Annotated in this window: 20 protein-coding genes; 10 read left to right on the plus strand and 10 right to left on the minus strand. The window is 69.8% G+C overall.

Annotation, left to right across the window (positions count from 1 at the left end; translation table 11 throughout):
• Positions 1-18: 18 nt before the first annotated feature.
• The 3 genes from aroQ to FG99_RS08255 form a co-directional block, all read right to left on the minus strand.
• Positions 19-462, minus strand: coding sequence for a type II 3-dehydroquinate dehydratase (aroQ, locus tag FG99_RS08245; protein ID WP_009613296.1), 444 nt, complete (start codon positions 460-462; stop codon positions 19-21).
• Positions 463-603: 141 nt separating this feature from the next.
• The gene (dsbD, locus tag FG99_RS08250) at positions 604-2,457 is read right to left on the minus strand and encodes a protein-disulfide reductase DsbD (RefSeq protein ID WP_043268725.1); all 1,854 of its coding nucleotides are present in this window, start codon (positions 2,455-2,457) and stop codon (positions 604-606) included.
• A gap of 133 nt (positions 2,458-2,590) precedes the next feature.
• On the minus strand, positions 2,591-3,499 hold the full coding sequence (locus FG99_RS08255; RefSeq protein ID WP_043268726.1) for a LysR family transcriptional regulator: 909 nt from the start codon (positions 3,497-3,499) through the stop codon (positions 2,591-2,593).
• A gap of 109 nt (positions 3,500-3,608) precedes the next feature.
• Here FG99_RS08255 and FG99_RS08260 point away from each other — a divergent pair, with 109 nt between their 5' ends.
• Positions 3,609-4,706: a polyamine ABC transporter substrate-binding protein gene (locus FG99_RS08260; protein WP_141766307.1), complete on the plus strand. Its 1,098-nt coding sequence runs from the start codon at positions 3,609-3,611 to the stop codon at positions 4,704-4,706.
• A 67-nt stretch (positions 4,707-4,773) separates the two neighbouring features.
• A complete protein-coding gene (speB, locus tag FG99_RS08265) occupies positions 4,774-5,736 on the plus strand; it encodes an agmatinase (RefSeq protein WP_043268728.1) in 963 nt (320 codons plus the stop codon).
• Between the two features lie 187 nt (positions 5,737-5,923).
• On the opposite strand, the gene FG99_RS08270 is transcribed toward speB, so the two are convergent.
• Positions 5,924-7,537 (minus strand): GGDEF domain-containing protein, encoded by a 1,614-nt coding sequence (locus FG99_RS08270; RefSeq protein WP_043268730.1) that lies wholly within the window; start codon positions 7,535-7,537, stop codon positions 5,924-5,926.
• A 249-nt stretch (positions 7,538-7,786) separates the two neighbouring features.
• Between FG99_RS08270 and FG99_RS08275 the strand changes: the two genes are divergently transcribed.
• From FG99_RS08275 to speA, 4 genes are all read left to right on the plus strand, one after another.
• Complete coding sequence (locus FG99_RS08275; RefSeq protein ID WP_024128112.1) at positions 7,787-8,854, plus strand: DUF2333 family protein; 1,068 nt, start codon at positions 7,787-7,789, stop codon at positions 8,852-8,854.
• Positions 8,854-9,393: an NUDIX hydrolase gene (locus tag FG99_RS08280; RefSeq protein WP_043268732.1), complete on the plus strand. Its 540-nt coding sequence runs from the start codon at positions 8,854-8,856 to the stop codon at positions 9,391-9,393. Before FG99_RS08275 ends, FG99_RS08280 begins: the two co-directional genes overlap by 1 nt.
• Before the next feature lie 511 nt (positions 9,394-9,904).
• On the plus strand, positions 9,905-10,276 hold the full coding sequence (locus FG99_RS08285; RefSeq protein ID WP_043268734.1) for a translation initiation factor Sui1: 372 nt from the start codon (positions 9,905-9,907) through the stop codon (positions 10,274-10,276).
• Positions 10,277-10,508: 232 nt separating this feature from the next.
• Positions 10,509-12,422: an arginine decarboxylase gene (gene speA, locus FG99_RS08290; RefSeq protein ID WP_043268736.1), complete on the plus strand. Its 1,914-nt coding sequence runs from the start codon at positions 10,509-10,511 to the stop codon at positions 12,420-12,422.
• Between the two features lie 144 nt (positions 12,423-12,566).
• Here the strand turns inward: speA and FG99_RS08295 are convergent, their stop codons facing one another.
• Entirely contained in the window at positions 12,567-13,985 is a 1,419-nt protein-coding gene (locus FG99_RS08295; RefSeq protein ID WP_051878602.1) for a MocR-like pyridoxine biosynthesis transcription factor PdxR, read from the minus strand.
• Between the two features lie 124 nt (positions 13,986-14,109).
• On the opposite strand from FG99_RS08295, the gene cbpA reads away from it, so the two are divergent.
• Positions 14,110-15,060 carry a curved DNA-binding protein gene (cbpA, locus tag FG99_RS08300; RefSeq protein ID WP_043268738.1) on the plus strand — a complete coding sequence of 317 codons (951 nt, stop codon included), beginning with the start codon at positions 14,110-14,112 and terminating at the stop codon, positions 15,058-15,060.
• Complete coding sequence (locus tag FG99_RS08305; RefSeq protein ID WP_043268740.1) at positions 15,057-15,359, plus strand: chaperone modulator CbpM; 303 nt, start codon at positions 15,057-15,059, stop codon at positions 15,357-15,359. Before cbpA ends, FG99_RS08305 begins: the two co-directional genes overlap by 4 nt.
• A 474-nt stretch (positions 15,360-15,833) precedes the next feature.
• Here the strand turns inward: FG99_RS08305 and FG99_RS08310 are convergent, their stop codons facing one another.
• Complete coding sequence (locus FG99_RS08310; RefSeq protein ID WP_009613278.1) at positions 15,834-16,394, minus strand: NADPH-dependent FMN reductase; 561 nt, start codon at positions 16,392-16,394, stop codon at positions 15,834-15,836.
• Positions 16,395-16,579: 185 nt separating this feature from the next.
• Here FG99_RS08310 and FG99_RS08315 point away from each other — a divergent pair, with 185 nt between their 5' ends.
• Together FG99_RS08315 and FG99_RS08320 are read left to right on the plus strand one after the other, a co-directional pair.
• Positions 16,580-17,323, plus strand: coding sequence for an NAD-dependent epimerase/dehydratase family protein (locus FG99_RS08315; RefSeq protein ID WP_043268742.1), 744 nt, complete (start codon positions 16,580-16,582; stop codon positions 17,321-17,323).
• A complete protein-coding gene (locus FG99_RS08320) occupies positions 17,320-18,153 on the plus strand; it encodes an arylamine N-acetyltransferase family protein (RefSeq protein WP_043268744.1) in 834 nt (277 codons plus the stop codon). The genes FG99_RS08315 and FG99_RS08320 overlap by 4 nt, the downstream gene beginning before the upstream one ends.
• Here FG99_RS08320 and FG99_RS08325 read toward each other — a convergent pair.
• The 4 genes from FG99_RS08325 to FG99_RS08340 all read right to left on the minus strand — a co-directional run bounded on the left by FG99_RS08325 (position 18,150) and on the right by FG99_RS08340 (position 21,852).
• Entirely contained in the window at positions 18,150-18,608 is a 459-nt protein-coding gene (locus FG99_RS08325; protein ID WP_043268746.1) for a DUF2214 family protein, read from the minus strand. The genes FG99_RS08320 and FG99_RS08325 overlap by 4 nt on opposite strands.
• 112 nt (positions 18,609-18,720) lie before the next feature.
• Positions 18,721-20,070, minus strand: coding sequence for an MATE family efflux transporter (locus FG99_RS08330; RefSeq protein WP_043268749.1), 1,350 nt, complete (start codon positions 20,068-20,070; stop codon positions 18,721-18,723).
• 52 nt (positions 20,071-20,122) lie between these two features.
• Complete coding sequence (locus FG99_RS08335) at positions 20,123-20,560, minus strand: YkgJ family cysteine cluster protein (RefSeq protein ID WP_074982816.1); 438 nt, start codon at positions 20,558-20,560, stop codon at positions 20,123-20,125.
• A gap of 47 nt (positions 20,561-20,607) precedes the next feature.
• Positions 20,608-21,852, minus strand: coding sequence for a DUF1835 domain-containing protein (locus tag FG99_RS08340; RefSeq protein WP_043268752.1), 1,245 nt, complete (start codon positions 21,850-21,852; stop codon positions 20,608-20,610).
• Positions 21,853-21,867 lie beyond the last annotated feature (15 nt).

A 21,867-nucleotide genomic window follows, 5' to 3' on the forward strand; every position in this document is an offset into this window, starting at 1 on the left:
CGCACTCCCAGGTGATGGTCACGGGCGTTCAAGTTGTTCGAGGGCGGACTCCAGGGCCAGGCGGTAGCCTGTGGCCCCCAGGCCGCAGATCACCCCTACCGCCACGTCGGAGAAGTAGGAGTGATGCCGGAAAGGTTCACGTTTGTGCACGTTGGACAGGTGCACTTCGATGAATGGGATGCTCACCGCGAGCAACGCGTCACGTAGCGCGACACTCGTATGCGTGAAAGCCGCCGGATTGATGAGGATGAAGTCCACGCCTTCGCCGCGCGCGGCATGGATGCGCTCGATCAGTTCGTACTCGGCGTTGCTCTGCAGGTACATCAGGTGATGGCCGGCCTCGCGGGCGCGGCGCTCCAGGTCCTGGTTGATCTGCTCGAGGGTGACCGAGCCGTAGACGCCGGGTTCGCGGGTGCCGAGCAGGTTCAGGTTGGGCCCGTGCAGGACCAGTAGGGTGGCCATCGGCTTGTTGTTCTCTCGTCGCGCGGATTGGAAATTGGCCGGGACTATGCCGGAAACCGGTCGTGACTGTCCAGTCATGCCGGTTTTGCGGTAGATGTCGGCATGTTGCCTGATGATTGCTGCAGAAATATGAGGCGCGCCCTAGCGCGCGCCGGCCTGCTGCAGATGCGCGGCCAGGGTGGCCGCATTGGTCTCGCCGACGATGCGCAGGTCGCTGTGCTCCTGGCCGCCCGCGTCGAACAGCAGTAGCGCCGGCGGGCCGAAGAGGTTATAGCGGTCGAGCAGGGCGCGCTGCTCGGCGGTGCTGTCGGTCATGTCGAAGCGCAGCAGCTGGTAGCCGGCCAGTTGCGCCTGGACGGCGGCATCCGGCAACACCTGGCGCTCGATGATCCGGCAACTGATGCACCAGTCGGCGTACCAGTCCAGCAGCACCGGCCGGCCATTGGCGCGGGCGGCGGCCAGGGCGGCGTCGAGCTGCGCCGGGGTGGTCAGGTTCTGCCACTGGCCGGGCGTCGAGCTGGGCGGGCCGGCGTGGCTGGAGGGTTCGGAGCGGCCCAGCGGGTGCAGCGGGTCGGATTCGCCGCGCAGGGCGCCGGCCCAGGCCGCCAGGGCGTAGACCAGGAACATCAGGCCGAGCAGCTGGGCGCCGCGTTGCAGCGGCGTCTTGTTCACCAGCTCCAGGGTGCCCAGGGCGATGGCCACGCCGCCGGCCAGGGCGCCCCACAGGGCCAGGCTCACCGGGCCGGAGAGCACCCGCTCCAGCAGCCAGATGGCCACCGCCAGCAGCAGCACGCCGAAGAAGTTGCGCACGCCGGTCATCCAGGCCCCGGATTTCGGCAGCACGGCGCCGCCGCCGGCGCCGAAGATCACCAGCGGGGTGCCCATGCCCAGGCCCAGGGCGAACAGCAGCAGGCCGCCGCCGATGGCGTCGCCGGTGCTGCCGATGTACAGCAGCAGGCCGGCCAGGGGCGCCGAGACGCAGGGCGAGACCAGCAGGCTGGAAAGCACGCCCAGGGTGGCCGCGCCGACGATCGAGCCGCCGCGGGTATCGGCCGCCATGCGGTCCAGGCGCTCGCGCAGAAAGCCCGGCAGGCGCAGCTCGAAGATGCCGAACATGGCGATGGCGAAGGCCACGAAGAAGGCCGCGAAGGGCACCAGCACCCAGGGCGACTGCAGCATCGCCTGCAGGTTGAGCTTGGCGCCGAACAGGCCCATGAGCGCGCCGAGCACGGCGTAGCACACAGCCATCGGCAGCACGTAGGCCAGCGACAGGGTGAAGCCGCGCATGCCGCCCGGGCGCCCGCGCAGGACCACGCCGGAGAGGATCGGCAGCATCGGCAGCACGCAGGGGGTGAAGGTCAGCGTCAGGCCGGCGAGGAAGGCGATCAGCAGGCCGCGGTCGAGTTTCTTGATCTTGCCGCTGCCTTCGCCCTTGAGCAGCGCCAGCAGGTCGTCGACCACCGCCGGCTCGCCGGAGGCCACGGCCGCCTTGCCGGCGGCGGGCTTGGCGCCGAGGCTGGCGACGCCGGCGGCGGAAACCTGCACCTGGACGGTTTCCGGGGCGTAGCACAGGCCCTTGTCGGCGCAGCCCTGGTAGGTGACGGTGAGGCGGTAGGGCAGCTTCTGCGGGTTGTTCAGCGGCACCTTGACGTCGGTGATGGCGTAGTAGACCTGGGAGTCGCCGAAGTAGTCGTCGTGGTGGGCCTTGCCCGGCGGCAGCTGCACGTCGCCGAGGCTGACCTCGGCCGGCTCGACCTGGAACTTCATGCGGTGCCGGTAGAGGTAGTAGCCCTCGGCGTTGACGAAGCGCAGCAGCACCTGCTGGCTGTCGCTGTCCTCGACGCTCAGGCGGAAGGCCTCGGCCACCGGGAGGAACTTGCCCTCGGCCGGCGCCGCGGTACTGAAACCGGGGGCGGCGGGGGCCGGCTTGTCGAACAGGCCGGCGGTGGCGGGCAGGGCGACCAGGAACAGGAGCAGGGTCAGCAGACGGCGCATGGAACTCTCGCGGACTTTCTGGGTGGCGGCATGATAGCGGAAAGCTTCCGATGCGGCCCGAGGAGCTGTCACAAGAAGTGATCGAGGCTGTGGGACTGCGCCGGCGAGCCCGGGTTCCCGCATCGCTGCCGCGTCAATCGGCCGCGTGCTGGCCGAACGCCCCCAGCAGGTCGCCGACGAAGGCCTGCTCGGCGTCGCCGGGGTGGCGGCCACGGTGGCGGGTCAGGCTGAAGGCCACCTCGAAGCCCAGTTCGCCCGGCAGCAGCTCGCGCAACTGGCCGCGCTCGATCCAGGGTTGCGCGACATGCCGGGGCAGGTAGCCGATGTGCGCGCCGGAGAGGATGAACGCCAGGCTGCCGTCCACCTGTTCGCAACGCGCGCTGCTGCGGCTGGTCTGCAGCGGTTCGTCGGCGGCGATGAAGCGGTAGGGGTGCAGCACCTGGTCGGCGTCGGCCAGGGCGTCGCGGCTCGGCTTGCTGTGCTCGAAGGCCGGGTGGCCCGCGCCGCAATACAGGCCCTGGGATTCGACGAACAGGGGGTGATGCTCCAGCGCCGCCTGGGTGCCGGCGAAGTAGCCGACCGCCAGGTGCAGCCGGTCCTGCAGTAACAGGCGCTCCAGTTCGGCGGGCGTGGCGGTGAGCAGCTCCAGGCTGACCGCCTCGTTGCGCTGGCGGAAGCGGCGGATCGCCTCGGACAGTCGCGCGACGACGCTTTCTTCGAGGCTTTCCGAAAGACCGATGCGCACCTCGCCCAGCAGCTTGTCGGCCACGCCGCGCGCCTCGTCGCGGAAGCCCTCGATGGCGACGAACAGCCGCCGCGTCGATTGCAGCAGGTGCTCGCCCTTGGGCGTCAGGCGGAAGCCGCCCTTGCCGCGCTCGCACAGGCGGTAGCCCAGGCGCGTCTCCAGCTTGGCCATCTGGATGCTGATGCTCGGCTGGCTCAGGCCCAGCTCGCCCTGCGCCGCGCTGAAGCCGCCGCATTCCACCACGGTGACGAACAGGCGCAGCAACTGCAGGTCGAGGTCGCGCAACTGGCTGAGCATGGCTGTCTCCAAACATTGCTCTGGTGGAATGCCAAAGTAATTAACTTTGTATTTTTACAAAGTAAAGCCCGCCCCATGCTCGCCGCATAACCACAACAACCCCGAGGCGATGATCATGCGTATGTTTCCCTGGGCTTCCCTTGCGGCCCTGCTCGCGGCCCTGGCCATGCCCCTGCAGGCGCAGGAGCGGGTACTCAACCTGTACAACTGGGCGGATTACGTCGGCGCCGAGGCCTTGCAGCGCTTCCAGCAGGAAACCGGCATCCGCGTCAAATACGACACCTTCGACAGCGCCGAGGTGCTCGACAGCAAGCTGATGACCGGCCGCAGCGGCTATGACGTCGTCTTCCCCGCCAGCAGCGGGCTGGCCCGCGCCATCCAGGCCAAGGCCGTGCAGCCGGTGGACGACGCGCAGCTGAAGAACTTCTCCAACCTCGACCCGGAACTGCTGGCCAAGCTGGCCGCCATCGATCCGGGCAACCGCTACGGCGTGCCCTACACCTGGGGCACCGTGGGCCTGGCGATCAACAGGGACGAAGTGCTCAAGCGCATCCCCGACGCGCCGCTGGACAGCCTCGACCTGCTGTTCAAGCCCGAATACGCCAGCCGCCTGGCCGACTGCGGCATCTCGCTGATCGACTCGCCCCAGGAAGTGATCAGCGTGGCGCTCAACTACCTGGGCAAGTCGCCCTACAGCACCGACGCGGCCGACCTGGCCCAGGTCCGCCAGTTGCTCGAAAAGCTGCAGCCCAACGTGCGTTACATCGCCAGCGGCAAGCACATCAACGACCTGGCCAACGGCACGCTGTGCCTTGCGCTGACCTACACCGGCGACGCGCTGATGGGCGCCGCGCAGGCCAGGCAGGCGAACAAGCCATTCGAGGTGATCTACCGGATACCCAGGGAAGGCACGCTGATCTGGTTCGACACCATGGCCATCCCGGTGGACGCGCCGCACCCGCAGGAAGCGCGCGCCTTCATCGACTTCATGCTGCGCCCGGACGCCATCGCCGAGCTGACCAACACCCTGTACTTCGCCAACGCCAACCGCAAGGCCACGCCGCTGCTCAATGCCGATGTGGCCGGCGACCCGGACATCTACCCGGCGCCGGCCATGCGCCGGAAGCTGTTTGGCGAGCAGTTGCTGACCTTGAAGCAGCAACGTGAGCGGACGCGGCTGTGGTCGGCGTTCCGCACCCGCTCCTGAGCGAGGGTGGAGCCGCAGGCACCGAGCTATCAGGACACACCCAAAAAACACCGATGATGAGGACACCATGGATCAAGCCCACGACAACGACCAGGCCATCACCCGCGACAGCCTGTATGGCACCGCCGCCGAATCCACCTACGCCGGCATCACCAGCTTCATGCGCCGCCGCTACAGCCGCGACCTGCGCGGCGTCGACCTGGTGGTGAGCGGCGTGCCCTTCGACACCGCCACCACCAACCGCCCCGGCAGCCGCTTCGGGCCGCGGGCGATCCGCGCCGCCTCGGTGCAGATGGCCTGGGCCCGGCACTTCCCCTGGGAGTTCGACCCCTTCGACCACCTGGCGGTGATCGACTACGGCGACTGCTCCTTCGACCACGGCGTGCCGCAGGAAACCCCGGCAGCCATCGAAGCCCACGCCGCGCGCATCCTCGATGCCGGCTGCGCGCTGCTGACCCTGGGCGGCGACCACTTCATCAGCTACCCGTTGCTCAAGGCCCATGCGAAGAAGCACGGCCCGCTGTCGCTGATCCATTTCGATGCCCACAGCGACACCTGGCCGGACGAGGACTGCCAGCGCATCGACCACGGCACCATGTTCTACCATGCCGCCCGCGAGGGGCTGGTGGACCCGGCGCGCTCGGTGCAGGTCGGCCTGCGCACCACCAACGACGATGTGATGGGCTTCCAGGTGCTGGATGCCCGCGAAGTGCACCGCCACTCGCCGCAGGCCATCGCCGAACGCATCCGCGCGCGGGTGGGGGACAGCCCGGTGTACCTGACCTTCGATATCGACTGCCTCGACCCGGCCTTCGCGCCGGGCACCGGCACGCCGGTCTGCGGCGGGCTCAGTTCGCACCAGGCGCTGGAAATCCTCCGCGCGCTGCGTGGCATCAACCTGGTGGGCATGGACGTGGTGGAAGTCGCGCCGCCCTACGACAGCGCCGAGATCACCGCCCTGGCCGGCGCGACCCTGGCGATGGAGATGGTTTGCCTGTACGCGGCGCGGCACAAGCTGGGCGAGCGTTGATGGGATGGCCCGGTAGGCGCGGGAAACCCATTTTACGGGGCGTCGTGGTTGGACCTGGCGCGCTCTTCAACGGCGTTTCGTGCCCATCACCGCGCGGGGCATGGCCAAGGTCAAGCGGCGGATAACCGCGAACGGTTATCCGCCCTACGCCGAGCCCACCCCCGGCGTTATCCGCCGGTCCGCGGGATCAGGCGAACACCTCGACGCGATTGCGCCCGCCATGCTTGGCGCGGTACAGCGCCTCGTCGGCGCGGCGAGCCAGGACGGTGGCGTCTTCGTCCGCGCCCAGCTGGGCGATGCCGCAGCTGAAGGTGCAGGCCAGGTCGGCGGGCTTGGCCGGGTAGCGGATCTCGGCGAAGCGCTGGCGGATTTCCTCCAGCACCTTGTGCGCCGCCACGCTGTCGGTGTCCGGCAGCACCACGGCGAATTCCTCGCCGCCGTAGCGGCCGATGTGGTCGGTCTTGCGCAGGCGCTGCTTGAGGAACAGCGCCAGGCTCTTGATCACCCGGTCGCCCATGGGATGGCCGTAGCTGTCGTTGACCTTCTTGAAGTGGTCGATGTCGAGCATGGCGAAGGCCAGCGGCTGGCCTTCGCGGCGCGCGCGGTAGCTGGCGTCTTCCAGCAATTGCAGGGTGTGGGTGTGGTTGTACAGCCCGGTGAGGCTGTCGCGCACCATGCGCGCCTTGAGGCTGCGCGCCCGCGCCGCGCGGTTGCGCACGGTGGCGATCAGGTGGCGCGGCTTGATCGGCTTGGTGAGGAAGTCGTCGCCGCCCTCGCTCATGGCGTCGAGCTGCTTGTCCAGGTCGTCCTCGGCCGACAGGTAGATGATCGGCACGCTGACGTGGCGCTCGTGCTGGCGGATCACCTTGGCCAGCTCGGTGCCCAGGCATTCGGGCATGTACATGTCGAGGATGATCAGGTCCGGCTGGAACTCGGCCAGCTCGGCCATCACCGACAGCGGCGCGGTGAGCGCGCGGGTGACGATGCCGGCGCCATTGAGGACCATCTCGGTGTGCGCCGCCTGGGCCCGCGAATCGTCGACGATGAGCACGCGGAAGGGGTCGTAGTGGGCGACGCGGGTGAGCATCTCGATCTTTTCCAGCACCCCGGAGGCGTCCAGGGTGCCGCTGAAGAACTCCTGGCCGCCGGCGCGGGCCGCGGCCAGGCGGGTGGGGGTGTCGGTGTCCTCGTGGCTGAAGAACAGCACCGGCAGCTTGTGCGCCAGGCCCGCCTGCACTTCCTCGGCCAGGGCCAGGCCGAGGCCCGCGCCGGCGAAGTCGACGTCCATCAGCAGCGCCGCCGGATGGCGTTCGGCCATGGCCGCGCGGAAGGCCGCGGCGTGCTCGCACAGCTGCGCGTGGACGCCGAAGAACTCCAGCTGCTGGGCCAGGCGCTCGGCGCGCTCGGCGTCCTGCAGGGCCAGGTAGACCGGCTTGCGCAGCGGCGGCAGCTGGGTGTGTTCGAGCTGGTCGCCATGGCGCAGGCCGGTGCGCGACAGGCGCAGCATCAATTGGGCGAACTCGTTGATCAGCTCGCTGGACAGGCGCCCGCGGTTGCCCGCCACGGCGTCCAGCCCGGCGCCAATGGCGGCGGCCAACTGGGCGTGCTCGGCCTGCTCGAAGCGCTCGGCGTAGCGCTGCAGGCGCAGGACGGCCTCGCGCAGGTCGGCCATGCCGCTGGCGGTCCATTCCGAGCGGCTGAGCTGCTGCCAGATCTCCAGCACGTGCCGGGCCTGGTGGATCACCCGCTGGGCAAAATGGTGTTTCAAGCGATCGCGGGTGGGATCGTCGTGCTCGGTCATGGCGCACTTCTTGTGAGGGCTGACGCGGTGGCGGGGTCGCCAGAGCGATGATGGCACCATGCTACCATTTGCCGCTGGCAATTCCAGTGATGTCGGTCAAGGATCGCCAGGCGTGCCATGCAGAGGGTAGGCTGCCCTTCGGGCGCCGACTGCGGCATGCTAGTGCGCCTGGATCGCGGCATCGCCCGGCACCTGTGGCGGGGCCTGCGGTCCAACCTTTTTCCGTTAGGTCGAACCAAGGACTTTGCCATGTGGAACTGGAAGAATCGCGGCGGCTCGGTGCGCGAGCGCGTCGACGACAGGGTTGACGATGTGCGCGCCTACTTCGGCGGGCCCTGGCTGGTGCGCGTGGTCGGCGGGCTGCTGGGCGCCTACCTGGTGGTCGCCGCCCTGGTCGGCTGGTACTGGAGCCGCGAGCCGGACCTGTTCCCCGTGCAGCAGCATGCGCAGCAGGCCGCCGAGCGCGCCGGGCGGCAGATGGTGGTGGGCTACACCACCGTGGAAACCCTCAAGGAAGTGGTCGGCACCCTGCTGAACAAGCCGGGCGGCTACCTGTCCAACGACATCTTCCCGCCGGGCCTGTGGCTGGACAACATGCCCAGCTGGGAATACGGCGTGCTGGTGCAGACCCGCGACCTGTCCCGCGCGCTGCGCAAGGACTTCGCCCGCTCGCAGTCGCAGTCCACCGAGGACGCCGACCTGGCCCGCGCCGAGCCGCGCTTCAACTTCGACAACAAGAGCTGGGCGCTGCCGTCTTCCGAGTCGGAGTACGCCGAGGGCATCAAGTCCCTGGACCGCTACCTGGCGCGCCTCTCCGCCGAGCAGCCCAACGCGCAGTTCTACGCCCGCGCCGACAGCCTGAACAACTGGCTGGGCGACGTTTCCACCCGCCTGGGCTCGCTGTCCCAGCGCCTGTCCGCCAGCGTCGGGCGGGTCAAGCTGAACACCAACATCAAGACCGCCTCGGCGCTGGCGCCGGGGGAGGCGCCGCAGGTCGACGAAGAGGTGCAGGAAACCCCCTGGCTGCAGATCGACAACGTGTTCTACGAGGCCCGCGGCCAGGCCTGGGCGCTGTCGCACATCCTGCGCGCCATCGAGGTCGACTTCGCCGACGTGCTGGCGAAGAAGAACGCCACCGTCAGCGTGCGGCAGATCATCCGTGAGCTGGAAGCCACCCAGGAAGCGCTGTGGAGCCCGATGGTGCTCAACGGCAGCGGCTTCGGCGTGCTGGCCAACCATTCGCTGGTGATGGCCAACTACATTTCCCGGGCCAACGCCGCGATCATCGATCTGCGGCAACTGCTGGCGCAGGGCTGATGGACCTCGTCAGCGCCGCCGAGGCCGCCCACCGGCTGGCCTCGGACCGGGAACTGATCGCCTGGGTCGACGAGCGCGACCAACTGCTGGGCGAGCTGCCGCGCGCCCAGCTGCGCGAGCGCGGGCTGATCGGCCGCGGCACCTTCATCCTGCTGTTCAACGGCGCCGGGCAGCTCTGCGTGCACCGCCGCAGCCTGAGCAAGGCGGTGTACCCGGGCTACTGGGACGCCGCCGCCGGCGGGATGGTGCAGGCCAGCGAGAGCTATGCGCTGTCGGCCAGCCGCGAGCTGGAGGAAGAGCTGGGCGTGGCCGGCGTGGAGTTGCGCGAGCATGGCACCTTCTTTTTCGACGAGCCGGGTAATCGGTTGTGGTGTGCGGTGTTCTCGGCGACCTGGGACGGGGCGCTGAGGCTGCAGCCGGAGGAGGTGCTGGAGGCGCGGTTCGTCGAGCCGGCCGTGGCGTTGGAGGAGGCTGGCTCCGGGGTTTTGTACTGTCCGGACTCGTTGCAGGCTTTGCGGTTGTATCTGGGGCAGCTTTAAGAGCAAGAGCCCCTCACCCTAACCCTCTCCCGCAAGCGGGAGAGGGGACGGTCCTGAGTGGGCGTGTGGTCTGTGCCTCTTGCATGCCATTGCCCATGCATCCACTCCATAACAGCAGCAGTGCTCGGTGCGTCCGGCGCGGACTCCCTCTCCCACTTGCGGGAGAGGGGACTGTCCTGAGTGGGCGGCGAAACTGTGCCATGGGCAAGCCGTGGTTTGTGCATCCACGCCGCCATCGCAGTGAGGCTCGGTGCTCCCGGCGCGGACTCCCTCTCCCGCTTGCGGGAGAGGGCCGGGGTGAGGGTGCTTTTCAGGCATGTCGCCAATCCGCCGATCAATGACGCATTTCCACCCTTAGCATTTGCCTCCAATGCTGGTAAATTGCGCGACCTTTCCGCTCGGGTCCTCCGGCGGGAATGCGCAGCCCCTGCCTGAGTGGGGCGTCGCGGTCGGCGCCAGCCGATCATTCGTTGACCTGGCCCTTAGAGGCCAATCCTGGGGAAAACGCCCGGTGGTCAAGAAAGCATCCTCCCTGTCCGCCCTTGGCGGGCTCGTCTATTCCACCGATGCGGGCCGGCATTGCCCGGACTGCAACCAGCCCGTTGGCGCCTGCATCTGCAAGCAGTCCGTGATCCCGGCCGGCGACGGCATCGCCCGTGTGCGCCGCGAGACCAAGGGCCGCGGCGGCAAGACCGTGACCACGGTCAGCGGCGTGCCCCTGGCCGAAGACGCCCTCAAGGAACTGGCCACGGCGCTGAAGAAACGCTGCGGCACCGGCGGCGCGTTGAAGGACGGCGTCATCGAGATCCAGGGCGACCACGTCGAGCTGCTCCTCGAAGAGTTGGCCAAGCGCGGCTTCAAGGCTAAGAAATCCGGCGGCTGATTCGTCTCTCCCCTGCAGGGAACGGGTTAGGCAGCGGCGCACGGCGCCGGCATGCCGGCCAGCCCGTTCCCTAGATGGGAGATGCGCCGCGCTCGCGAGTTCGCCACGCTTTCCTAAACTACCGCCAGAGATGGCGGTCAACACGGCAACGTCATACCCGACGTTTAGGCTTGTTGCGTCCGCGCGCTACCCGCGCCGGGCGCTCGACTTTCTTTTCAGGAGACACCCGCGCATGGCCGCAAGACGGACCCGCAAAGACGACGGCAGCAACTGGACGGTGGCGGACAGCCGCAGCATCTACGGTATCCGCCATTGGGGCGCCGGCTATTTCGCGATCAACGACGCCGGCAACGTCGAGGTGCGCCCGCAGGGTGCCGACGCCCAGCCGATCGATCTGCATGCGCTGGTCGGCCAGTTGCGCGAGGCGGGCCTGTCGCTGCCGCTGCTGGTGCGCTTCCCGGACATCCTGCAGGACCGCGTGCGCAAGCTGACCGGCGCCTTCGACGCCAACATCGCGCGCCTGGAGTACGGCAGCCGCTACACCGCGCTCTACCCGATCAAGGTCAACCAGCAGGAAGCGGTGGTGGAAAGCATCATCGCCACGCAGAACGTCTCCATCGGCCTGGAAGCCGGCTCCAAGCCGGAGCTGATGGCGGTGCTGGCGCTGGCGCCCAAGGGCGGGACCATCGTCTGCAACGGCTACAAGGACCGCGAGTTCATCAAGCTGGCGCTGATGGGGCAGAAGCTCGGGCACAACGTCTTCATCGTCATCGAGAAGGAGTCCGAGGTGCAGCTGGTGATCGAGGAGGCCGAGCACGTCGGCGTGCTGCCGCAGGTCGGCCTGCGCGTGCGGCTGTCCTCGCTGGCCTCCTCGAAGTGGGCCGACACCGGCGGCGAGAAGGCCAAGTTCGGCCTTTCCGCCGCGCAGCTGCTGTCGGTGGTCGAGCGCTTCCGCAAGGCCGGGCTGGACCAGGGCGTGCGCCTGCTGCACTTTCACATGGGCTCGCAGATCGCCAACCTGGCCGACTACCAGCACGGCTTCAAGGAAGCCATCCGCTACTACGGCGAGCTGCGCGGCCTCGGCCTGCCGGTGGACCACGTGGATGTCGGCGGCGGCCTGGGCGTGGACTACGACGGCACCCACTCGCGCAACGCCAGCTCCATCAACTACGACATCGACGACTACGCCGGCGTGGTGGTGGGCATGCTCAAGGAGTTCTGCGACGCCCAGGGCCTGCCGCACCCGCACATCTTCTCCGAGAGCGGCCGCGCGCTGACCGCGCACCACGCGGTGCTGATCACCCAGGTCACCGACGTCGAGCGGCACAACGACGAACTGCCGAAGATCACCGACCTCGCCGAGCAGCCGGAGATCGTCCAGTACCTGGCCGACCTGCTCGGCCCGACCGACGCCGAGATGGTCACCGAGACCTACTGGCGCGCCACCCACTACATGAGCGACGCCGCCAGCCAGTACGCCGAGGGCAAGATCAGCCTGGCCCAGAAGGCCCTGGCCGAGCAGTGCTACTTCGCCATCTGCCGGCGCCTGCACAACCAGCTCAAGGCCCGCCAGCGCTCGCACCGCCAGGTGCTCGACGAACTCAACGACAAGCTCGCCGACAAGTACATCTGCAACTTCTCGGTGTTCCAGAGCCTGCCCGACACCTGGGCCATCGGCCAGGTGCTGCCGATCCTGCCGATCCACCGCCTGGGCGAGGAACCGGACCGCCGCGCGGTGCTGCAGGACCTGACCTGCGACTCCGACGGCAAGATCACCCAGTACGTCGACGAGCAGAGCATCGAGACCAGCCTGCCGGTGCACGACGTGAAGGAAGGCGAGGACTACCTGATCGGCGTGTTCCTGGTCGGCGCCTACCAGGAAATCCTCGGCGACATGCACAACCTGTTCGGCGACACCGACTCGGTGAACGTCTACCAGAACGCCGACGGCAGCTTCCACCACGCCGGCATCGAGACCCACGACACCATCGAGGACATGCTGCGCTACGTGCACCTGTCGCCCGAGGAGCTGATGACCCACTACCGCGACAAGGTGGCCGGCGCCAAGCTCACCGCCCGCGAGCGCACCCAGTTCCTCGACGCGCTGCGCCTGGGCCTGACGCGCTCGGCCTACCTGTCGTCCTGACCGGCACGACCCGCTCTTCGTAGGGCGTATAACCGTTCGCGGTTATACGCCGTTACCCCGCCGACGTGGTGCTCTTCGTAGGATGGGTTGAGCCTGCGAAACCCATCGGGTCATGGTGATGGGTATCGCTTCGCTCAACCCATCCTACGTCTCCATCACCTGCGCCACGCGCCTGGCCAATTCGGCTGCCTTCCTTTCGTCCTTCACATTGGTGAAGCTCATCACCAGCGCCGGTTCCTGGCGCGCTTCCACACACCAATTGTTCAGCGCCTGCAAGCCCAGGCCGGCTTCCCTTGCGCGGGCGGCGATGGCCTTGTCGTCGCCGTCGATCCGGCCGATCAGGTGCAGGCCGCCGGGCAGCTCGGCGAATTTCATGCGCTTGCCCAGGCGCCGCTCCAGGGCCGTGCGCAGCAGTTGCCGGCGCTGCGCGTAGAGCGTGCGGGTGCGCTTGAGGTGGCGGGCGAAGTGGCCTTCCGCGATGAAGTCGCACAGCGTCGCCTGCTGCAGCTCGGCGCAGCCGTTGGCGAAGGTCTGCTGGCTGCGCACGAAGCGCTCCAGCAACGGCGGCGGCACTACCAGGTAGCCCAGGCGCAGGGCTGGGCACAGCACCTTGCTGAAGGTCCCGGCGTAGAGCACGCGGCCCTGGCGGTCCAGGCTCTTCAGCGCCGGCAGGGGGAAGCCGGCGTAGCGGTATTCGCTGTCGTAGTCGTCTTCCACTATCCAGGCCCCGGTCTGGGCCGCCCAGTCCAGCAGCGCCAGGCGTCGCGGCAGGCTCAGGGCCACGCCGGTGGGGCTCTGCTGCGAGGGCGTGACCAGGGCGAAGCGGGCGTCGGGTGCGCGGCGCAGGCCTTGTTCCACGCTCAGGCCATCGGCGTCCACCGGCACCGCGACCGGCCGGGCGCCGGCTGCGGCCATCAGTTGGCGCCCGCGGGGGTAGCCGGGGTCCTCGTGCCAGAAGGCGTCGCCCGGCTGCAGCAGGGTGCGGCTGACTAGGTCCAGGGCGCCCTGGTAGCCGGCGCAGATCAGCACCTGCGCCGGCTCGCAGGCGATCCCGCGGGACACGTTGAGGTAACCGGCCAGCGCCTCGCGCAGCGGGGCGTAGCCGCAAGGGTCGGGGTAGGCCAGCTCGACCTCGGCGGTGTGGCGCAGGCGGCGCGCGGCCAGGCGCGACCACAGCGCCTTGGGGAAGGCGTCCAGCGCCGGCAGGCCGAGTTGCAGCGGCAGCACCTGCGGGCCGTGGGCGATCAGCCCGGGCAGCACCTGCTCCGGTTGCGGCGCCAGGCGCGCCGGGCGCTCCGCGTTGCGCCCGGCCAACTGCGGCGATACCACGGTGCCCGCCGGGCCGCGGGCCAGCAGGTAGCCTTCGCTGGTCAGCAACTGGTAGGCCAGCTCCACGGTGCCGCGGGCCACGCCCAGCTCGCTGGCCAGGCCGCGCACTGGCGGCACCCGCTCGCCCGGGCGCAGGGTGCCGCGGGCGATGGCCTCGCGGATGCGCTCGTAGAGCTGGCGGTAGATCGGCTGCGCCAGGCCGGGGTCCAGGCGCAAGGCGAGGGGCTCGGTCATGGCCTGGTTCGCTGCGGGCTTTGTGGATAAATGACTATGCCATGACGCGGATCAGCCGTCGCGAGCGGACGAGTGCCGCGCCAGCGACTAGGCTTGCAGTTCCAGACCCGGGAGCAGCAAGGCGATGGACTTCAAGGATTACTACGCGGCGCTGGGCGTGGCGCCGGACGCCGACGAAAAGGCGATCAAGACCGCCTACCGCAAGCTGGCGCGCAAATACCACCCCGACGTCAGCAAGGAGGCGGACGCCGAAGCGCACTTCAAGGAAGTCTCCGAGGCCTACGAGGTGCTCAAGAGCCCCGAGAAGCGCGCCGAGTACGACCAGTTGCGCCAGTACCAGCAGAGCGGCCGCTTCGAGGCGCCGCCGGGTTGGCAGCCGTCCGGCGGCTTCGAGGGCGCCGAGCATTTCCAGGAGCAGGATTTCTCCGACTTCTTCGAGTCGATCTTCGGCGCCCATGCCGGCCCGCAGGGGCACCGCCGGCGGGAAAGGCGCGGCCGCGACATCGAGCTGGAGGTGCCGTTGTTCCTGGAGGAGAGCCAGTCCGGCGAGCCGCAGCCTATCCGCTTCGGCCTGCCCAGCTACGACGAGCAGGGCCGACGCCTGCCCGACGTGGAGAAGACGCTGAAGGTGCGCATTCCTCCGGGCGTAGTGGACGGCGAGCGCATCCGCCTGAAGGGCCAGGGCGCGCCCGGCATCGGCGGCGCGCCGGCCGGCGACCTCTACCTGATCATCCGCCTGGCGCCGCACCCGCTGTTCGACGTCGACGGCCGCAACCTTGTCCTCAGCGTGCCGCTGGCGCCCTGGGAAGCGGCGCTGGGGGCGAAGATCGAGGTGCCCACCCTGAACGGCCGCATCGCCCTCAGCGTGCCGCCGGGCAGCCAGAGCGGCCAGCGCCTGCGCATCCGCGGCAAGGGCCTGGCCGGCAAGGGCGAGGACCCCGCCGGCGACCTCTACGCGGTGCTCAAGGTGGTGATGCCCAAGGGCGCGCCCGAGGGCGAGACGCGTAAGCACTGGGAAGAACTGGCCGCCCGCGCGGCCTTCGATCCACGCAGCCAGTGGGGTAAACGGCCATGAGCGACATACTGCTGAGCCTGGAGCTGGAAGAGCTCTGCGAGGGCGCGCGGCTGCCGCGCGAGACGCTGCTGGAAATAGTCGAGGTCGGCATCGTCGAGCCCCTGGAGCGGCGGGGCGACACCTGGCTGTTCAGCGTCGAGTCACTGACCCTGGTGCGCCGCGCGGTGCGCCTGCAACGCGAGTTCGAGGTGGACTGGCCGGGCATCGCCCTGGCCCTGCGCCTGCTCGACGAGGTGGAGCAGCTGCGCGGCGAGAACGCCCGCCTGCGCCAGCGGCTGGCGCGTTACGAGGAGGAGTGAAGGGGCGGGGGAGTCCGCCCTACATTCCCCATGTAGGAGCGCGCCCTGCGCGCGAATCGCGGGCAAGGCCCGCTCCTACAGGTTGCCGGAAAGCACGGCATTCCTCCCCGTAGGACCTTGTCCGCGATAGCCGGATATCCCCGGCGCGGATCGCGGATGAGATCCGCTCCTACGCTGCCCCACCCGCGCCATTCCAATGGAGCGCGCCCTGCGCGCGAATCGCGGGCAGGGCCCGCTCCTACAGGTTGCCGGGGAGCACGGTGTTTCTCCCCGTAGGAGCGGACCTTGTCCGCGATAGCCGGAGGTATCGGCGCGGATCGCGGATGAGATCCGCTCCTACGCTGCCCCACCCGCGCCATTCCAATGTAGGAGCGCGCCCTGCGCGCGATTTCGTGGGTAGGAAGGCACACCGTTGCCCGGGAACGATGACGCGTTACGAGAAGGATGATGCTCTTCGTAGGAGCGGCGCGGGCCTCAGGCCCCGGCGATCTTCTCCACCCAGCGGGCGTAGCTGTCGATGATGGTCTGCAGGAAGGGCCCGACCTGGTCGTTGGCCTTGCCGGCGGCGTCGAAGAAGTTGCCGGCGCCGCCCAGGTAGGTTTCCGGCTGCTGCATGCAGGGCACGTCGAGGAACACCAGGGACTGGCGCAGCGCATGGTTGGCGCCGAAGCCGCCGATGGCCCCCGGCGAGACGCTGACCACGCCGCCCGGCTTGCCGCCCCAGGCGCTCTTGCCGTAGGGGCGCGAACCCACGTCGATGGCGTTCTTCAGCGCCGCCGGCACCGAGCGGTTGTATTCCGGGGTGACGAACAGCACCGCGTCGGCGCGGCGGATGCGCTCGCGGAAGGGCGCGTAGGCGGCCGGGGCGTTGTCGCCGTCCAGGTCCTCGTTGTACAGCGGCAGCTGGCCGATCTCGACGATCTCCAGCTTCAGGTTCGCCGGGGCCCGCTCGGCCAGGGCCAGGGCCACCTTGCGGTTGAGGGATTCCTTGCGCAGGCTGCCGACCAGCACGGCGACGTCGAAGACTTTGCTCATGGGCGTTTCCTTGTGGCGAGGGAAGTCGGGAACCTTCGTTATAGACGAGAAATCTGGCATTCGCGGAAGCGCTGCGCGGATCGGTCGCGCGATCATGTCCCAGGCTTTCAATCGATTCTTGGCTCTGTCGACTATGCCATGGCGCCCCTAGAGTGGCCCCATCCACTCTCCAGACGAGGTCGAACATGTGCACGAGAATCTTCTTCGCCGGCGCCACCGGCGCCGTGGGCAAGCGCCTGCTGCCCATGCTGCTGGCGCGCGGCTACCGGGTGCTGGCGTGCAGCCGTGAGCCGGCGCGGGCCGAGGCCCTGCGCGCGGCCGGCGCCGAGGCGCAGGTGCTGGACGTCTTCGATGGCGCGGCGCTGACGCGCGCCATGCTGGCGTTCCGTCCGCAGTGGGTGTTGCACCAGCTCACCGACCTGCCGCCCGGCCTGGACCCGACGCGCATGGCCGAGGCCACGCCGCGCAACGCCCGGGTGCGCCGCGAGGGCACCGCCAACCTGGTGGCCGCGGCCCGCGCCGCCGGGGCGCAGCGGCTGGTGGCGCAGAGCATCGCCTGGGCCTATGCGCCGGGGCCCTTGCCGCACCAGGAGCGGCAGCCGCTCGACCTGGCGGCCGAGGGCCCGCGCGCCATCAGCGTCGGCGGCGTCGCCGCGCTGGAGAATGCCGTGCTCGGCGCCGCGCCCCTGGAAGGCCTGGTGCTGCGCTACGGGCGCCTGTACGGCCCCGGCACCGGCTGCGACGAACCCGACCCGCGCCTGGCCCTGCACGTCGACGACGCCGCCCGCGCCGCGCTGCTGGCGCTGGAGTGGGGCGCGCCCGGGTGCTACAACCTGGCCGAGCAGGACACCGAGGTCAGCACCGCGCTGGCGCGCCACCGGCTCGGGTGGCAGCCGGGCTTCCGCCTGGCCCGAGGAGAAACCCCATGACGCCACTCACCCCCTTCACCCCGCAGCAGCTGCAGGCCTGCCTGGCGCGCCTCGGCCTGCCGCCGCAGCCGCCGGCCGCGACCCTGCAGACGCTGGAACGCCTGGTCGACGCGGCGCTGCACCACCTGCCCTTCGAGAACCTCGACGTGCTGCTGGCGCGGCCCGTCGCCATCGAGCCGGAGGCGGTCTTCGCCAAGGTCGTCGAGGGTGGCCGCGGCGGCTACTGCTTCGAGCTGAACAGCCTGTTCGCCCGGCTGCTGGCCAGCCTCGGCTACCGCATCAGCCTGCTGGTGGCGCGGGTGCGCTGGGGCATGCCGGCGGAGGTCGAGCGCACCCAGCAGAGCCACCTGCTGCTGCGCATCGAGCTGGACGAGGGGCCCTACCTGGCGGATGTCGGCTTCGGCGGCGCCAACCCGCCGCGGCCGCTGCCGCTGGTGATCGGCGAGGAGCTGCCCGGCGGCTGGCGCATCGCCCCCCACGACGGCGACGAACTGGAACTGGCGCTGCACACCGCCAGCGGCTGGCAGGCGCTGTACCGCTTCACCCTGCAACCGCAGCACTGGGTCGATTACCTGCCGCGCAACTGGTACACCTCGACGCACCCGGACAGCGTGTTCCGCAAGAGCCTGCGGGTAGCCCTCAGCGAGGGCGACAGGCGCCTGACCCTGCTCGACGGCCAGTTCGGCTGGCGCGATGCCAAGGGCAACGCCGAGCAGCGGCGGATCCTCGACGTGGACGAACTGATCGAGGTGCTGCGCGGGCGCTTCCACCTGCGCCTGCCGCCGGCCACCGCCGAAGCCCTGCGCGAGCCCCTGGCGCGGCTGCTCTAGCTGCCGGTCATGCCGATGCCGTGGGCCATCAGGCTGGCCAGCAGCGGCAGGATCAGCATCGCCAGCAGCTCGATGCGGATCACCAGCGTCACCCGCCGGCCCTGGGCCTCGCCGACCTGCGGGGCCTGGCCGGCCTTGAGCGCGTTGCGCCAGTTGAGGAAGGTCAGCGTCGGGTAGATGGACAGCAGCGCCACCAGCACGAACAGGCCGACCAGGGCGTGGAAGGCGGCGTTGTGCAGGTAGTAGTCCAGGCCCTTGGCGAACCACAGGGTGCGGGCGATGCCGCTGAGCAGCACGACGCCGGCGCTGGCGCCGTAGGCCAGGTCGATGATCACCAGGCTGCGGGCGCGCCTGGCGTCCAGCGGCAGCTGGAACAGGCGGTGCTCCAGCACCAGCAGGGCGAACATCACGAAGATGGAGATGAAGTGCAGGTAGGCAACCAGGGCTGAAGCCATGTCGTCGGGTCCTTGTCAGGCGTGGGCCGTGGTCCGCGCCACGGCTTCGTTGTGCTCGGCGCTATCGTGGGCGCCGCCTGGCACTTTAGAGCGCGGCGGCGGCGCCTGCCAGTCAGGCCGAGGGTACGCCGAGCCAGGCGTCGCGGCGCGTCAGGCGCCAGGCGTAGGCGGCGAGGATCAGACCGCGCAGCAGCATGAAGCTGAGGAACGCCAGCCACAGCCCGTGGTTGCCCAGCGGTTGCAGCAGCCAGCCCAGCGGCAGGCTCACGGCGCAGGCCAGGAGCATGGCGTTGCGCATCTCGCGGGCGCGGGTGGCGCCGATGAACAGCCCGTCCAGCAGGTAGCTCCACATGCCGATCAGCGGCAGCACGGCGAGGTACGGCAGGTACTGGTCGGCCACCGCGCGCACTTCGGGGATGTCGCTCTGCAGGGCGATGAACAGGTGCCCGGCGCTGCCGAAGAACAGCACGAAGGCCAGGCTGGCCAGCAGCGACCAGCCGCAGGCCACCAGCAGCGAGCGGCGCAGCGTGCGCCGGTCGCCGCTGCCGATGGCATGGCCGCACAGGGCCTCCACCGCGTGGGCCAGGCCGTCGAGGGCGTAGGAGGTGATCATCAGGCCGTTGAGCAGCAGGGCGTTGGCCGCCACCGTGGCGTCGCCCAGGCGCGCGCCCTGCACGGTCACCAGGAAGAACACGCCCTGCAGCGCCAGGCTGCGGATGAAGATGTCGCGGTTGACCATCAGCAGCGGCGCCCAGCTCACCCAGCGGCGCAGGCGGCGCCAGTCCGGCACGCCGGGGAAGCGCCCCAGCGCGCCGCGGGCCAGCCACAGGCCGAGGGCCGCGCCGCTCCACTCGGCGATCACCGAGGCCTGCGCGGCGCCGGCCACGCCCCAGCCCAGGCCGAGCACGAAGAGCAGCTCCAGGGCGATGTTCACCAGGTTGGTGGTCAGCAGGATGGCCAGCGGCCCGCGGGCGTTCTGCGTGCCCAGCAGCCAGCCGATCAGCGCGTAGCTGGCCAGGGCCGCGGGCAGGCCGAACAGGCGGATGTGGAAGAACTGCCGGGCCAGGCCGTCGAGTTCCGGCGAGGCGTTCATCAGGCCCATGGCCAGCGGCGTCAGCGGCAGCGCCAGCAGGCCCAGCAGCAAGGCCAGGCCCATCGCCAGCAGCAGGCCCTGGCCGAGGATGCGCCGCAGCGCGCCGCCATCGCCGCGCCCGGCGGCCTGGGCGGCGAAGCCGGTGGTGCCCATGCGCAGGAAGCCGAGCACGCCCACCAGCAGGGTGTACAGGCTGCCGCCCACGGCCACCGCGCCCAACTGATGGGCGTGGGGCAGGTGGCCGATGACCGCGCTGTCGACCAGGGTCACCAGCGGCACGGATACGTTGGACAGGATCATCGGCGCGGCCAGCGCCCAGACCCGTCGGTGGGTCGGGCGATCGCGCCAGGCGTCGCTCAGTGGGTTCATGCAAGGCTCCGCAGCAGCGCCGCAGTATAGCGGGACCGGAGCGCCTGCGGCCTTACGCCTGCTTCTTGCGGTAGGCGCAGTAGCCTGGGCGCGGGCCCACCTGCGGGTGGTTGCGGCAGGTGTCCGGGCGCTTGGCGTAGACCGTGCACAGGCGCGTCTTGCGGTCCAGGTACAGGCAGTCGCCGTTGCTGCTGCGGGTGAGGGTGAAGATGCCGCTCTTCTGGTTGAAGCGCTCGACCAGGCCTTCCTTGCTCAGGCGCTTGGCGATGTTCTTCGCCGGTTCCTCGCGTTCGAACTCGTCCACCACGCCCAGGCGGATGAGGTCGCCGATGCGCACTTCCACCGGCATGGTGCAGCAGGTGGCGTGGCAGTCGCGGCACAGGCCCGAGCTGTACTTGGCCCAGGTTTCCAGGCGGTCGAGTTCGGCGTTGGCGATCAGCGGCGGTTTTCTCATGGCGGCGGCACGGTGCGTTGCGGGGCGCGCAATCATAGTGGCCTCGGCGGCGGATTGCGCGCCCTTTCGACGAAACGGCGGCGTCAGTCGCGCCAGCGCGGTTGCAGGCCGTCGTCCAGCGTCCAGTGCGGCTGCCCCGGGCGCAGGCGCACACCGCCGACCCAGCGCTCGGCGGCCAGTTGGTCCAGGCCGTGGCGTTCGCCGGCCAGCACCTGGCGGCCCAGCGCGGTGAGGCGCACCGGGCGCTGGGCCCAGGGCAGCTGCGGCTCGGCCTCGACCAGCAGCGGGGTGGGGCTGTCGATCAGCGGGCGCATCAGCACGTGGAACATCAGGTCGCCCAGGTAGGGCAACGGTTCGCGGTGCGTCATCAGCTCGGCGAACACCCGGCCCAGGGGCAGCTCGCCGCGCTCGGCGACTATGCCCAGGCTCAGGCGCTCGGTCAGCGACAGGCCGTCGCGCGCGCCGGGCAGCTCCTGCAACTGGCGGCGCAGGGCGTTGCCCAGCAGCGGCAGCGCCGGTGTCGGTTTGCCGGCCAGCACAGCCCAGGCCTGTGGCGAGGGCTGGCGATAGGCGTCCCAGGCTTCGCGGGCCAGCAGCAGGGCCTCTTCGCCCAGCGGCCGGCGCTGCGGCCAGAGCCAGGCGAGCAGGTCGGGGGCCAGTTGGCCGATGCCGATGAAGCGCTGCACGCCGGGCACCCGGTCGGTCTCGATCAGCTCCAGGCGCTCGGGCAAGCGCGGCAGGCCGGCGAGCACGCGGATCAGGAACAGCTGGTCGTAGGCGTCCGCCTCGCACCAGAGCACCACCCGCTGGCGCTCGGGGAGTTGGTCGAGCAGGGCGTATTCGTCCCGGGTGCGGCGCAGGGCGTCGGCCGCGGGGATGTCGAAGGCCTGGCTGACGAAGGCCGCGCGCAGTTGGCGGAAGCTTTCTTCCGGCAGCGCCGGCACGGGGCCCATGCTCAGCGGGTCGGCGAACATGCGGAACTCGCCGCGGAAGCCGGCCAGTTCCAGGCTGTGGGCGATATCGTTGCCGCAGCGCAGGTGCAGGCAGGCGGCTTCGTCGCCGCTGGCGAAGTCCGGGTGGCGCGCGGCGAAGGCGATGGCCTCGACGTGGGCCTTGAGCTTCGGCCAACTGGCGAAACCCAGTTCCCGCGCCAGTAGCCACTGGCAGTCGGCCAGCCGCGGCGGGGGGCCGAGGCCGTGCGGGGCCTGGGCGTGGAGGCGTTGCAGGGCTTGCGCCTGGCCGGCGCGCAGGTCGCGCAGCAGGGCCTTGGCGTGCTGGCGTTGGCGGTCGAGGTCGATGCGGCCGTCTTGGCCGGAAGTCGGGGACATACGAGCTCCTTTCGG

The organism is Pseudomonas sp. AAC (assembly GCF_000725445.1).
In the GTDB taxonomy this organism is placed as follows: domain Bacteria; phylum Pseudomonadota; class Gammaproteobacteria; order Pseudomonadales; family Pseudomonadaceae; genus Pseudomonas; species Pseudomonas citronellolis.

Bases quoted from the DNA above. Each gene is read 5' to 3' on its own strand.
- dsbD (WP_043268725.1), bottom strand. From the start codon at position 2,457: ATGCGCCGTCTGCTGACCCTGCTCCTGTTCCTGGTCGCCCTGCCCGCC.
- FG99_RS08295 (WP_051878602.1), bottom strand. From the start codon at position 13,985: ATGACCGAGCCCCTCGCCTTGCGCCTGGACCCCGGCCTGGCGCAGCCG.
- speB (WP_043268728.1), top strand. From the start codon at position 4,774: ATGGATCAAGCCCACGACAACGACCAGGCCATCACCCGCGACAGCCTG.
- FG99_RS08310 (WP_009613278.1), bottom strand. From the start codon at position 16,394: ATGAGCAAAGTCTTCGACGTCGCCGTGCTGGTCGGCAGCCTGCGCAAG.
- FG99_RS08260 (WP_141766307.1), top strand. From the start codon at position 3,609: ATGATCATGCGTATGTTTCCCTGGGCTTCCCTTGCGGCCCTGCTCGCG.
- FG99_RS08335 (WP_074982816.1), bottom strand. From the start codon at position 20,560: ATGATTGCGCGCCCCGCAACGCACCGTGCCGCCGCCATGAGAAAACCG.
- FG99_RS08280 (WP_043268732.1), top strand. From the start codon at position 8,854: ATGGACCTCGTCAGCGCCGCCGAGGCCGCCCACCGGCTGGCCTCGGAC.
- FG99_RS08270 (WP_043268730.1), bottom strand. From the start codon at position 7,537: ATGACCGAGCACGACGATCCCACCCGCGATCGCTTGAAACACCATTTT.
- FG99_RS08320 (WP_043268744.1), top strand. From the start codon at position 17,320: ATGACGCCACTCACCCCCTTCACCCCGCAGCAGCTGCAGGCCTGCCTG.
- FG99_RS08325 (WP_043268746.1), bottom strand. From the start codon at position 18,608: ATGGCTTCAGCCCTGGTTGCCTACCTGCACTTCATCTCCATCTTCGTG.
- FG99_RS08315 (WP_043268742.1), top strand. From the start codon at position 16,580: ATGTGCACGAGAATCTTCTTCGCCGGCGCCACCGGCGCCGTGGGCAAG.
- FG99_RS08255 (WP_043268726.1), bottom strand. From the start codon at position 3,499: ATGCTCAGCCAGTTGCGCGACCTCGACCTGCAGTTGCTGCGCCTGTTC.
- FG99_RS08340 (WP_043268752.1), bottom strand. From the start codon at position 21,852: ATGTCCCCGACTTCCGGCCAAGACGGCCGCATCGACCTCGACCGCCAA.
- cbpA (WP_043268738.1), top strand. From the start codon at position 14,110: ATGGACTTCAAGGATTACTACGCGGCGCTGGGCGTGGCGCCGGACGCC.
- speA (WP_043268736.1), top strand. From the start codon at position 10,509: ATGGCCGCAAGACGGACCCGCAAAGACGACGGCAGCAACTGGACGGTG.
- FG99_RS08275 (WP_024128112.1), top strand. From the start codon at position 7,787: ATGTGGAACTGGAAGAATCGCGGCGGCTCGGTGCGCGAGCGCGTCGAC.
- FG99_RS08305 (WP_043268740.1), top strand. From the start codon at position 15,057: ATGAGCGACATACTGCTGAGCCTGGAGCTGGAAGAGCTCTGCGAGGGC.
- FG99_RS08330 (WP_043268749.1), bottom strand. From the start codon at position 20,070: ATGAACCCACTGAGCGACGCCTGGCGCGATCGCCCGACCCACCGACGG.
- aroQ (WP_009613296.1), bottom strand. From the start codon at position 462: ATGGCCACCCTACTGGTCCTGCACGGGCCCAACCTGAACCTGCTCGGC.